Origin of the sequence: Pseudomonas sp. B21-009 (assembly GCF_024749345.1) — a bacterium.
Taxonomy (GTDB): Bacteria; Pseudomonadota; Gammaproteobacteria; order Pseudomonadales; family Pseudomonadaceae; genus Aquipseudomonas.
The window spans coordinates 1,419,225-1,431,435 of record NZ_CP087199.1; the positions used below are offsets into that span (position 1 = coordinate 1,419,225).

The following is a 12,211-nucleotide window of genomic DNA, read 5'->3' on the forward strand; positions in this document are numbered from 1 at the left end:
ATCGAGCCTTGCGGCGCTGGCTACGCGCATTGTCGGCAGCCCGGCGGGCCACTATGTACCGATCAAAGACAGAAGGGTAGCGAAAATGGCCGCCGAGGGGAATGCTCCGCCCGCCTGCTTCGCTTGTGCAAGGCCGATGGCGCCAGTACCATTACCGCTCTCTTTTTCCGGCAGGAGCAGTTTCATGATTGCGGGCAGTATGGTGGCATTGGTCACACCCATGGATGCACAAGGGCGTCTTGATTGGGACAGCCTCAGCAAACTCGTGGACTTCCACCTGGAAAACGGCACCCACGCCATCGTTGCCGTCGGTACTACCGGCGAGTCGGCGACCCTGGATGTCAATGAGCACATTGAAGTCATCAAGGCGGTGGTCAAGCAGGTCAATGGCCGTATCCCGGTGATCGCCGGCACCGGCGCCAACTCCACCAGCGAAGCCGTGCACCTGACCCGCAACGCCAAGGAAGCCGGCGCCGATGCCTGCCTGCTGGTGGTGCCGTACTACAACAAGCCGACCCAGGAAGGCCTGTACCAGCACTTCAAGCACATTGCCGAAGCCGTCGACATCCCGCAGATTCTCTACAACGTCCCTGGCCGCACCTCCTGCGACATGCAGGCCGAGACCGTGATCCGTTTGTCGAGCGTGCCGAACATCATCGGCATCAAAGAGGCCACCGGCGACCTCAAGCGCGCCAAGGCCATCCTTGACGGCGTCAGCAAGGACTTCATCGTCCTGTCCGGCGATGACCCGACCGCTGTCGAGCTGATCCTGCTGGGCGGCAAGGGCAACATTTCCGTGACCGCCAACGTCGCCCCGCGAGAAATGGCCGATCTGTGCGAAGCCGCCCTTGAGGGCAATGCCCAAAAGGCTCGCGCAATCAACGAACAACTGATGCCGCTGCACAAGGACCTGTTCATCGAAGCCAACCCGATTCCGGTGAAGTGGGCTTTGGTCGAAATGGGCCTGATGCACAAAGGCATCCGCCTGCCACTGACCTGGCTGAGCGAATCCTGTCACGATACGGTACGCCAGGCGATGCGCCAGTGCGGCCTGAAGTTTTAATTGAGGACGTACACCGCATGAAGCGATTGGCTGGTCTTTCCGCCCTTGCCTTGATCATCTCCAGTACCAGCGGTTGCGGCTGGCTCTGGGGCGAAGAGGGTTACTTCCGTGACCGTGGCAGCGATTATCTGGAGGCCACCCAGAAGCCGCCAATGCAGCTGCCACCGGACGTCAGCAGCGCCAAGCGGCTCGACCCGCTGCTGCCGATCCCGCGCAACGTCGCCGACGACAACGTCAAGGGCGAATTCGAAGTGCCGCGTCCGCTGCCGTTGAACGCCGCGGCCGACATCAGCGATTTCAGCCTGCAGAAGAGCGGCAGCTCGCGTTGGGTGCTGGCCCAGCGCTCGCCGGCCGAAGTCTGGCCGGTGGCCCGTCAGTTCTTTGAAGACAACGGCTTCCGGATTGCCGAAGAGCGTCCGCAAACCGGCGAGTTCAACACCACCTGGCAGCGCTTCGACGAGCTCTCGGCATCCATGGCCAAGCGCCTGGGCAGTGCCTCGAGCAGCAGCGACAACGAAGTCCGTGCGCGCATCCGCATCGAGCCGGGCGTGCAGCGCAACACCAGTGAAGTCTACGTCGTGACCGTCGAACGCCCGGCCGGCAGCACTGCCGAGCAGGAATTCCCGGCACGTTCGGCCAACACCGGTGTCGATGCCATCCTGGTCGACGAAATGCTCGCCAGCATGACCCGCAGCGCCGAGAAGGGCGGTTCGGTGTCGTTGCTTGCCGCCCGCGACTTCGATACCCCGAGCCGCGTCAGCCTCAGCGAAGACGGCAGCGGCAACCCGGTACTGAACCTGGGCGCCGACCTCGATCGCGCCTGGTCCAGCGTTGGCCGTGCCCTGGAGCAGGGCGAATGGCGTGTTGAAGACATCAACCGCAGCCTGGGCCTGTACTACATCAACCTTGCCGAGAAAGCCGAGACCAAAGAGCAGCCAGGCTTCTTCAGCCGCCTGTTCGGCAGTGCGCCGAGCAAGGAAGAGCGTGAAGCCCGTGCCGAGCGCTACCAGGTTCGCCTGAGCAAGGTGGGCGAAAGCGTCCAGGTCACCGTCGAGAAGAACATCAACACCGTGGCCCCGGCAGACGTTGCCCGCCGCGTGCTGAGCGTGATTCAGGACAACCTGGGTTAAGTGCGCTTCGCCGTACTTGGAAGTGGAAGCCAGGGAAATGGCACGCTGATCGCCAGTGGCAATACCTTGCTGCTGGTCGATTGCGGCTTTTCCCTGCGTGAAACCGAGCGGCGCCTGGCGCTGCTCGGCGTTTCTGCGGCGCAATTGAGCGCGGTGCTGGTCACCCACGAACATGCCGACCACGTGCATGGGGTCGGGTTGCTGTCGCGGCGCTACAATGTACCGGTCTACCTCAGTCGCGGCACCTTGCGCGGCATGCGCAAGCCGGTCGAGGCCGCAGGCTTCCTGGCCGCCAACGACACCTTGCAGCTGGGCGACCTGAGCGTTACCGCCGTCGGCGTCACTCACGACGCGCTGGAGCCGCTGCAGTACGTGTTTGGCGATGGCAGCCGGCGCTTTGGCGTGCTGACCGACCTGGGCTCGTATGATACGGCCCTGCTCAGCAGCTACCAGGGCCTGGACGCCCTGCTGATCGAGGCCAACCACTGTCGCGACCTGCTCGGACGCGGGCCGTACCCGATGTTTTTGAAGCAGCGGGTGGGTGGCGACTACGGACATTTGAACAACCATCAGGCCGCGCGCCTGGTGTCGGAGCTGGACTGGCAGAACCTGCAACACCTGGTGCTGGCCCATCTCAGCAGCAAGAACAACCAGCCACAGCTGGCCCGGCAATGCTTCGTCGATACCCTCGGCTGCGACCCGGACTGGCTGCAAGTGGCCAATCAGGATTCCGGGCTCGACTGGCGTGAAATCGCCTAGCCCATCATTTAGCAAGCGGAGCCCATCATGGAAAAACGTGAAGAACTCTACCGCGGCAAAGCCAAGTCGGTTTACAAGACCGACGACGCTGACCGCTTGATCCTGCTGTTTCGCAACGACACCTCGGCGTTCGACGGCAAGCGCATCGAACAGCTCGACCGCAAGGGCATGGTGAACAACAAGTTCAACGCCTTCATCATGCAAAAGCTTGAAGAAGCCGGCATCCCGACCCAGTTCGACAAACTGCTGGGCGACAACGAATGCCTGGTCAAGAAGCTCGACATGATCCCGGTCGAATGCGTCGTGCGCAACTACGCCGCCGGCAGCCTGGTCAAGCGCCTGGGCGTCGAAGAAGGCATGAAGCTCACCCCGCACACCTTCGAGCTGTTCCTCAAGGACGACGCCAAGGGCGACCCGTTCATCAACGAATCCCACGTCGTGGCCTTCGGTTGGGGCACCGCCGAGCAACTGGCGAAGATGAAAGAGCTGTCGCTCAAGGTCAACGACGTGCTGAACAAGCTGTTCGACGACGCCGGCCTGCTGCTGGTGGACTTCAAGCTCGAGTTTGGCGTATTCCACGGCGAGATCGTCCTCGGTGACGAGTTCAGCCCGGACGGCTGCCGCCTGTGGGACAAAGAAACCCGCAAGAAAATGGACAAGGACCGCTTCCGCCAGGGTCTGGGCGACGTTATCGAAGCCTACGAAGAAGTTGCCAAACGCCTGGGCGTGCCGCTGTAACCGGCAAGTTCACGCAAGCGCCTGATACCACGCGAATTTTTTTCGCAAACAGGCTTTGCCTTTCGGCAAACTGCTGGTATCATGCGCGCCACTGGAGAGATGCCGGAGTGGCCGAACGGGACGGATTCGAAATCCGTTGTACTGGCAACAGTACCTAGGGTTCAAATCCCTATCTCTCCGCCATACAAGAGAAAACCCCTGAATCGCAAGATTCAGGGGTTTTTTCGTTTCTGCCTATTAATAAGTTCCAGATCACACAGATAACAAAAAGCCCCGCATTGCGGGGCTTTTGGTCACATGAGGCCGCATCAGGGCCGGCACACCAACCGCTGACGCTCATAGTTCAACGCCTTGTCCCGCTCCGGCAGGCTATACGGCGCTGTGCACTGGCGCTCGCCCCACTTGATGGTCAGGCTGCCCTGGTCTTCTTCCAGCAACACCAGCGCCTTGCCGTTGGGGTCGGAAATTGCCAGTTGCTTGCCGCTGGCGTCTTCCAGCGAGGCGCCGAACGGGATCATCGCGCCCTGTTCGTCGAACAGCTCGAACTGCACCCGCCGCCCGCTCTTGCCGGTGTAGCGGGCCACCACCACGGCGCCGCGGCGCGGTACCAGTTGCTGGGTGGCGTTGTCGATTTCGATGTCGCCGCCCAGTTCGCGGGTGTCCAGGCTGATCCAGTTGACCCGGTATGGTTGCGCGTTGGGGATCACCGCGTAGCCGTTGCGCCCGGTTTCGACGCCGCTGTAGCTGCTGATCTTGGCGCCCTTGACGCCCGGCACCTGGGCCAGGGCGAAGGTTTCGCCGACGGTCTGGCCGAGGTTGATGCCGCCTTGGTGGGCAACCACCGAGCCCGACACGTTGAGGTTCTGCGAGTCGTAGCCGCGGCCCTGGCTGTAGCCCAGGGTGATGTCGGCCACCGAGGTGCGGGTGTTGAGGTTGGCCGAAGCGGAGTTGCCGCCGGAGCTGCTGTTGCCGCCCTGGACCGAATAGAAGGTGTCGCTGGTCTCGGACAGGTAGCCGTTGACGCCAACCTGGGTGCTGTCGCCGCCTTTTTGTGTGCTGGTGGTGATGAACGCACGCGGCGCCCGGGCGCGGCTGCCCAGCGGGAAGGACACGGACAGGTTGAACTGGGTATCGCTGCTGGAGCCGCCGTAGCCGTCGCCCAAATCCTTGGTGCGGGTGACGCCGAGGTTGTAGCTGGCTTCGCCCCAGTTGTTGCTGTAGCCGGCCGAAAAGCTCTGCGAGCCGCCGCGGTTCCAGTAGCGCTGGTCGCTGGCGTTGACGTACAGGCTGCCCAGTTCGCGGTTGCGGCCCATGCTCTGGTTGATGGTCAGGTCGGTGCGGGTCTTGGAGTTGCCCGTGCGCCGCTCCAGGTCGCTGCTCAAGTCCTGGACATGGTCGGTCAGGGTGCGGAAACCTTCGGTGGAGTAGCGGTACGCGGCCAGGGTGAAGTTGGTGTCGGTGCCGGTGAAGGTCTTGGCGTAGAGGGCACGCACACTGTTGCCCTGGGTGGTTTGCCCCAGTGCGCGGCTGCTCGAATGGGTGACGTCGAACGACACCGCGCCCAGCGAAGTGTTCTTGCCGGCGCCCAGCGACAGCGCCTTGTAGTTGTCGCTGGCCTGTACACCGATGATCCCGGTGAGGCTGCTGCTGATACCGTAGGCCAGGGTGCTGCTGAGGATGTTCGGGGTGGCCATGCCGTCGGTGTTGCTGTTGAACTGGCCGGCCGAGACGCTGTATTTGACCTGGCCTTCACGGACCATGATCGGCAGGCTGGAGAACGCCTGGGTGGTCACCCGACGGCGGCCGTCAGCCTCGACGATAGTGATTTGCAGGTCGCCGTTGGAGCCGGACGGGTAGATGTCGCTGATCTCGAACGGCCCTGGCGGCACGCTGGCGGTGTACAGGATGTAGTTGTTCTGGCGGATCTCGACGGTGGCGTTGGTCTGCGCTACGCCACGGATGATCGGCGCGTAGCCGCGTTCGCTGTCGGCGCGCATGCCTTCGTCGGAGGCAAGCTTCACACCGCGATAGCGCACGCTGTCGAACAGGTCGGTGTCACTGAAGATATCCCCGGCGCTGAACTGGCCCTTGAGGGCCGTGACGTCATGCTGCAGGTAGCTGCGGTTGCTCTTGAAGGTGCTCGGGCGACCGGTGCTGCTGGTGAAGTTCGACTCGTTACGCAAGCGCCAGGCACCGAGGTTGATGCCGTTGCGCAGGCCGAGGTTATTGGCGATGCGCGTGTCGGCATCGCCGGCGCTGCGGCTGCTGTTGTACTGGTAGTTGATGAACGCCGCCGGCACACCGTCATCCCACAGCGCCGGGTCGACGTAGCCACGGATACCGCGCTGCATTGCCACTTGCGGCACGCTGGCCGCCAGTTGCAGGCGCGCGGCGTCATAGCGCAGGCTGGCCTGGTCGATCAGGCTGGGCAGGTCGTAGCAGCTTTGCGGGGTGTCCGGGTCGAACTTGCCCTGGGCCTGCAGTTTGTTCAGGTCGATGCCCAGCTGTTGCAGCAACTCCAGGGTCAGGCACGGTTCGACGCGGCCGGTGGCCGGGTTGCGGTTGAAGTCGATGTCACGCCGGCCCACCAATACTTCGTTGCTGTACAGGTCGACCCGGTAGTTGCCCGGCAATACGCTGTTGGCCGACAGCAGCAGTTGCAGGTCGACCGACGAAGGTGCGCCTTGCAGGAAGGTGGTGTTGAAGGCTTCCAGTTGTTGCGCATCGCTGGTGTCCTGCGCGGCCAGCACCGGCATCGCGCCAAGCACGGCCAGCGACAGGGCGCTCAACTTCCACAGGCGGGCAGTTGCAGACTGAGCGCGCGCAGGTTGGCCGGCGCAATGAGTTGGCCTGTTACCGGAAGATAAAGACATGCGAAGGAACCTTGTATCCCGAATAACGACTGGGCGCGGCGAGGGGCGCAGTTACGCGCAGGCTTAACGCCTGGGCATTAACCGTTATTGTTTGCCCGGCGCTTGGGCAGCGGTACTTGCCTGGCCGCTGGACAGTGTCGTGGTGTATTGGTTTTGCGCACCGTAATCGTTGATGCTGGAAAAACTCAGGCGCACGTTGTTATCGCTACCCAGGGTTTTAACCGGAAATGTCTTTACTTCACCCGGCGCGACCATGGTTGAGTCCGCTGCCAGTTCGCTAAGTTTGCCCGCCTCAAGTTTTATATCCGCCATCGAGACGTGATAAAGGCTCGGGTTATTGACCTGCAGCAGGGTCTTGCCGCTGTGGCGCAGCAGTTGCCATTGCAGTTCGGTCGGCGCCATCAGGGCGTTGCCAGGCAAGCCTGCGGGGCGGAAGAAAATCTTGATGCGCTGGCGCACGGCCAGTTGCAGGGTGTTGGCGGCGGCGGCGGCCTGAGGGATTTCCTGGACGTTGAGCCAGACCACCGACTCTTTGTCCGCAGGCATCCCGGCACCTTCGTACAGCACTCGCAGCAACTGCTGTTCACGGGCGAACACCCGTGCCAGTGGCGGGGTTACGGCAAAGGGCACGCTGCGCTGGGCATCGCTGTCGTCGACCCAGGATTGAATCAGCACGTCCTGGTTGCCATTGCGCACGGTGACGTTGGCTTCCTTGTGGTTGCCATCAAAGACAATCCGCGTGGCACTCAGAGAAATACTGGCCATGGCCTGGCCGGCCATGAGCATGCCGAGCAGCCCCAGGCATGCGGGAATAGAACGACGCAACATGGTCTGTACCGTTTGATTCAGGGGTTTTGCTTCAGGGCCAATGGCGAGGCCGGGCGGCCTCGCACAAAGCAGTTCAGGCGCTACGACTTATTCGTATTGCAGGATGAACGGCAGGGTGGCGTCACCGCGACCGGCGGTGGCAGTGCCCGCTGCGCCAGTGGTGACGTAGGCGGCGGAGAAGTTGAGGATCGCGTCGCCACCGGCAGCGCCGGTACCGTGCATGTCGCTCTGGATCATGGCGGTGGTTTTCGAGCTCAGGTCGATCAGCGCGCCGTTGCTGTCGAGCAGGGCGATACCGACGTTGGCTGCAGTGCCGGTGCCTTTGGTCAGGGCCAGGACTTTCTTGCCGGTGACCAGGCCCGAACCGCCGCTGGCGGCGTCAAAGATCATCGAGACTTTGGTGCCCAGGTTGCAGTTGACGTTGAGGTTGAAGTCTTTACCGGTGACACGGCCCGAGGACGGGCTTTCAGCGGTGCCCATGTCCTTGATCGATACAGTGCCCATGTCCACGGAGATCACGCGATCAGCGTTGGCGCCGTCAACCGAGCAGGCGTCGTTGTTGATCACGCCGGTGAAGGTGATCTTGCCGCTGCCACCTTGAACAGGCGTCGTTTCTGCTGCCAGGGCAGCGCCGGACGCTGCAAGTACGGACAGAGTGATAAGGGCCAGGGAGAACTTCTTCATGGTGATGTCCATTTGTATTGGTTGGAAAGTGCTGCATGAAAATGCCAATACACAATAGAACGGGGGGTGTTTGCCGAACATCAGACGATTCTTATAAGGTTTGAGCCCAGGTGGGGCGGGCGTTCTGGCAACAAAGTCTTTATCGGTTCCTGACCTTGTTGCCGGGAAACTTAGTTAAAGATACTGCGCTCCAGGCAATAAGCCAGTAAGTCCTGGTCGCTATTAACATCAAGTTTGCGCATGGCCGAAATCTTTTGCGCGCTGATGGTCTTGGCACTTCGGTTCTGGCTGCGGGCAATATCACTGACACTTTTACCGGCGACAAACAGTCGCAGTATTTCAAACTCTTTGGGTGACAGTGTGGCAAACCGGTCCTCGATCGCCGCGGTGGTTTCGATGACCGAGGTTTTTGCAGGTTCCAGGCTGCGGTACTGGCTTTGCTGGGCCACGGCCTTGAGCGCCAACTGGATTTCGGTGTGCAACTGGCTCTTCTGGATCACCCCGACCACGCCCAGCTCATGCAGGCGGGTGAGAATCAGGTGGTTGGAGATCATCGTCAGGATCAACACCTGCAAATGCGGAAAGTGCCGCTTCAGGTAATCGACCAGTTTCAGGCCGTCGCCATAGGGCGAATCGGCCGGCATGTTGTAGTCGGTGATCACCAGGTCCACCGGTTGCTGTTCGAGCAGCTCGATCAGGCCTTTTGAGCACACGGCTTCGCCGACCACGCAAAAACGTTCGTCACGTTCTACCAGTTCGCGCACACCGAGCAGCACGATCGGGTGATCGTCCGCGATGATGACTTTGAGTTTGTCCATAGTGGCTGTCCGTAGTACCGGTATAGAAGGTTAGGGGGTGTCCATACGGCCGCAGGTAAGCCTGATTGTTGTTACTCGAGCGCATCCACAACAGCGGCAAGCCGGCTCAGTATCTGCTGCACTTCAAGGCGCAGTGAGGCATTCAGCACCGCACCAGCCAGGCGGCACTCAAGCGCCGTACAGTGCTCGGCCAGCTCACTGGCCTGTACCGCGCCCAGGGCGCCGGCGATGCTGTGCAGCCTTTGCGCGACGATTCTAGCGTCACTTTGCTCCAGCGCGCAGCGGATCAGTTGCAGGTCATCGCGCATGGTGGTGATGAACAGCGGGCGCATCCGCTCTGAAAGCTGCAGGCTATCGGTGGCCGGGGCGGCGGCGGGGGCGGTGAGGGTGTCTGGCTCGACCCGCGTCGCTGCATTCTGCAAAGCCGGGCGGCAGAGCTTGAGCAGGTGGCCGCGCAGGGTCTGCAGGCTCAGCGGCTTGACGATCCAGGCGTTCATGCCGACGGCGATGCAGCGCATACCCTCTTCGCGCATGGCGTTGGCAGTGACGCCGATGATCGGCAGTTGCGGGTCATGCTCGCGCAGGGTGCGGGCCAGCTCATAGCCGTTCATGACCGGCATGTTGACGTCGGTCAGCACCAGGTCAAAGACCTCGGGCTGCCACAGGTGCAGGGCCTGTTCGCCGTTGCTGGCGACCACCGCGGTGCAGCCCAGGGCCTCGAGCTGTTCCTTGATGATCGCCTGGTTGATCGGGTTGTCTTCGGCCACCAGGATGCGCAGTTGCAGATTGTCGGTCTGCTGCTGCGCGGCCTGCTGCGATGCCTGCGGCGTGCCCAGGCGGGCCATGCCCACCGCGTCGGCGATGGCGCGCAGGTTGTGCAGGTCGACATTCCAGCCCTGCCCGGTGTATTCCGGCGGGTTGCGCCCACCGGCCGTGCACAGCACCCGTGGCCCCGGCCAGGCTGGAGCGTTGGTCGCCGGCAAGGCATCGACCAGTACCGCCGGCGCATGCTTGGCTTCCAGCGGTTGGGGGGCTAGGGCGGCGTGTACGCCGAGGCGGACAAGCCAGTCGACCAACGATTGCGCCAGCTCCTGTACCGGGGCGCGCACATAAACCGGGATCGACGCGGCTGCAGCTGGCGCGCTGCCGACGGCTTGGCCTGCCAGCACCGGCAAGCTCATGCGCAGGGCAAAGCTGCTGCCCAGCCCCGGTTCGCTGACCACTTTCAGTTGTCCGCCCATCATTTCGCTAAGCCACCAGCAGATCGGCAGGCCCAGGCCTGCGCCACCTTCGCTGCAGGCGTCCTGCACCTGGTAGAACAGCTCGAACAGTTTGGCCTGCTGCGCCGTGGAGATGCCGATGCCGGTGTCGGTGACCTGCCACTCCAGGTTGACCTTGTCATCTTCTCGCGCCAGCACCCGGGTGCGCAGGACCACGCGCCCGGTGTCGGTGAATTTGATGGCATTGCTCAACAGGTTGTTGAGGATCTGCCGAATGCGCATCGGGTCGCCGAGCAGGCGCTCGGGCAGCGCGGCGTCGGTGCAGGCATAGAGCTGCAGGCCCTTGCGCTGGGCGAAGGCGGCATAGGTGTGCAGGGTGTCTTCGATCAGGTCCAGGGGGCAGAACTCGATGGACTCGATCGCCATCTGCCCGGATTCGATCTTCGACACGTCGAGCACGTCGCTGATCAGCTGGAACAAGGTGGCCGAGGAGCGCTGAATGGTCTGCAGGTATTCCTGCTGGCGCGGCTCCAGGCGAGTCAGGCCGAGCAGTTCGAGGGTGCCGAGCACGCCGTACAGCGGGGTGCGGATTTCATGGCTCATGGTCGCCAGGAACAGGGTCTTGGCTTCGTTGGCGGCATCGGCGGCGCGCCGCGCTTCTTCCAGGGCCGTGGCATCTTCAATATGCCGGGTGACGTCGTTGAAGGCATACAGGCGCACATCCTGGCCCTGGTAGCGGGTCGAGACAAAACCTACCTGCAGGTGCCGGCCGTCGATTTCCAGGTAGGTCTCACCCGTCTCGCCCTGGTCGGTGCGCCGCTCCAGGGCGCTGATCAGCTTGGCGCTGCCTGGCGACTGTTGGGCCCGCTGGTTTTCCATCAGCACCTGGTTGTCGGCGCGGCGCACCACGCACAGGCCGGTGGGCGCGGTATCGATTACCACGCGGCTGAAGGCTTCGCTTTCGGCGATGCTGGCATGCGCCTGGCGCGCCGGCAGGATCACCTGGCGGCGGTACCAGCGGTTGGCACCCCAGCCCATGGCGACCAGCGCGAGCAGCGCGGCGCCAAGGCTGCTCAGCGGCCACAGGGCATAGCGAAAGAAGCTGCGGTAGTTGAGGGCATAGACTGCCGTCCACGTCGGTCCATTGTGGTTGACCAGCTTGAACACCAGGCCTTCGGGCTTGAAGTTGATCCCCTCATGCAGCGGCGATTCTGGCCACAACGCGCCAATCAGCACCTGGCCGGAAGGCGCCACCAGGGTGAAGTGGTCATAGATCGACCATTCCATGGTGCGTTCGTAGTCATTGGCCTGGGACAAATCGAGAATGCTGGCGATCATCACCCGGGTGTCGGCGCCCTTGATGTGGATTTCGTCCGCGGCCAGCTGGATGCCGATGTACGCCAGCATGCGCGCCGGGCCCGGGCTGGCGGCGCTTGGGCCATAGTGTTGCCAGCAGACTTCACCTTCGCGCAGCAACTGATGGTCGCGCGGCAGGCGATCGATCACGCTACGGATCATGTCGATGAAGCTTTCGTTGTGCGGTACGGTCTTGGCCCCTGCATGGCCTGCGGCCGGCACGGTGATGTCGAAGTTGCCGTGCTGGTTGAACAGGAACACATGCGGCGACTGGTAGTGCGAGGTCGACCAGAACGTGCTGTAAAAGGTCGCCAGGTGCACGCCAAGGGAGAAGATCTTGGCGTGTTCGCTGGCGGCGATTTTCTCTGGGTCGATTTTGGCGCTAAAGGGCATGGAGTAGGAAAACTCCTGGCCCTGGTAAATATTCGGGCCTTCTTCCGGCAAGGCTTTGAGCAAGCGCACCTGGGCATTCTCGTCCTTGAGCAACTCGCCCTGATGGCTGCGCTGGGCCAGGCTGCGCAAGAACACTTCCTGCTCGCGGATGTTTTCCATCAGCCGGGCAAAGTGAAAGCGCACGGTGTCGTGCTGCTCTTCGATCAGGCGCTGAAACGACCAGTAGCTGGTGCCGACCAACAGTAAAGCCAGGCCAAGCAACACCATCAACCCTTTGTTCAGACGCAACGAACTGCGGGTGAGTTTTTCCAGCAGGGCGTTGTCGTGCTTCATCAGGAACTTCCGCAGT

The 12,211-nt window shown here is 62.4% G+C and carries 10 protein-coding genes and 1 tRNA gene; 5 read left to right on the forward strand and 6 right to left on the reverse strand.

The genetic code is table 11. The features are described from left to right. Positions 1–51 precede the first annotated feature (51 nt). A complete protein-coding gene (locus LOY34_RS06510) occupies positions 52–186 on the reverse strand; it encodes a hypothetical protein (protein ID WP_258664398.1) in 135 nt (44 codons plus the stop codon). On the opposite strand from LOY34_RS06510, the gene dapA reads away from it, so the two are divergent. From dapA to LOY34_RS06535, 5 genes are all read left to right on the forward strand, one after another. Continuing rightward, positions 185–1,063: a 4-hydroxy-tetrahydrodipicolinate synthase gene (gene dapA, locus LOY34_RS06515; protein WP_195885872.1), complete on the forward strand. Its 879-nt coding sequence runs from the start codon at positions 185–187 to the stop codon at positions 1,061–1,063. The genes LOY34_RS06510 and dapA overlap by 2 nt on opposite strands. A 17-nt stretch (positions 1,064–1,080) precedes the next feature. After that, positions 1,081–2,193, forward strand: a complete 1,113-nt coding sequence (bamC, locus tag LOY34_RS06520; protein WP_093386324.1) for an outer membrane protein assembly factor BamC — start codon at positions 1,081–1,083, stop codon at positions 2,191–2,193. Next, positions 2,194–2,952, forward strand: a complete 759-nt coding sequence (locus tag LOY34_RS06525; protein WP_045193507.1) for an MBL fold metallo-hydrolase — start codon at positions 2,194–2,196, stop codon at positions 2,950–2,952. It begins immediately after the preceding gene. Positions 2,953–2,979: 27 nt separating this feature from the next. Next, entirely contained in the window at positions 2,980–3,690 is a 711-nt protein-coding gene (gene purC / locus LOY34_RS06530; RefSeq protein WP_045193505.1) for a phosphoribosylaminoimidazolesuccinocarboxamide synthase, read from the forward strand. Between the two features lie 93 nt (positions 3,691–3,783). Continuing rightward, positions 3,784–3,873, forward strand: a tRNA-Ser gene (locus LOY34_RS06535). A gap of 125 nt (positions 3,874–3,998) precedes the next feature. On the opposite strand, the gene LOY34_RS06540 is transcribed toward LOY34_RS06535, so the two are convergent. The 5 genes from LOY34_RS06540 to LOY34_RS06560 all read right to left on the reverse strand — a co-directional run bounded on the left by LOY34_RS06540 (position 3,999) and on the right by LOY34_RS06560 (position 12,195). After that, positions 3,999–6,563: a fimbria/pilus outer membrane usher protein gene (locus tag LOY34_RS06540; RefSeq protein WP_408980903.1), complete on the reverse strand. Its 2,565-nt coding sequence runs from the start codon at positions 6,561–6,563 to the stop codon at positions 3,999–4,001. Positions 6,564–6,647: 84 nt separating this feature from the next. Beyond that, positions 6,648–7,391: a molecular chaperone gene (locus tag LOY34_RS06545; protein ID WP_195885873.1), complete on the reverse strand. Its 744-nt coding sequence runs from the start codon at positions 7,389–7,391 to the stop codon at positions 6,648–6,650. Positions 7,392–7,478: 87 nt separating this feature from the next. Next, a complete protein-coding gene (locus tag LOY34_RS06550; protein ID WP_093387664.1) occupies positions 7,479–8,075 on the reverse strand; it encodes a fimbrial protein in 597 nt (198 codons plus the stop codon). A 170-nt stretch (positions 8,076–8,245) separates the two neighbouring features. Continuing rightward, the gene (locus tag LOY34_RS06555; RefSeq protein ID WP_123565844.1) at positions 8,246–8,893 is read right to left on the reverse strand and encodes a response regulator; all 648 of its coding nucleotides are present in this window, start codon (positions 8,891–8,893) and stop codon (positions 8,246–8,248) included. A 71-nt stretch (positions 8,894–8,964) separates the two neighbouring features. Then, positions 8,965–12,195 (reverse strand): hybrid sensor histidine kinase/response regulator, encoded by a 3,231-nt coding sequence (locus LOY34_RS06560; protein ID WP_258664401.1) that lies wholly within the window; start codon positions 12,193–12,195, stop codon positions 8,965–8,967. Positions 12,196–12,211 lie beyond the last annotated feature (16 nt).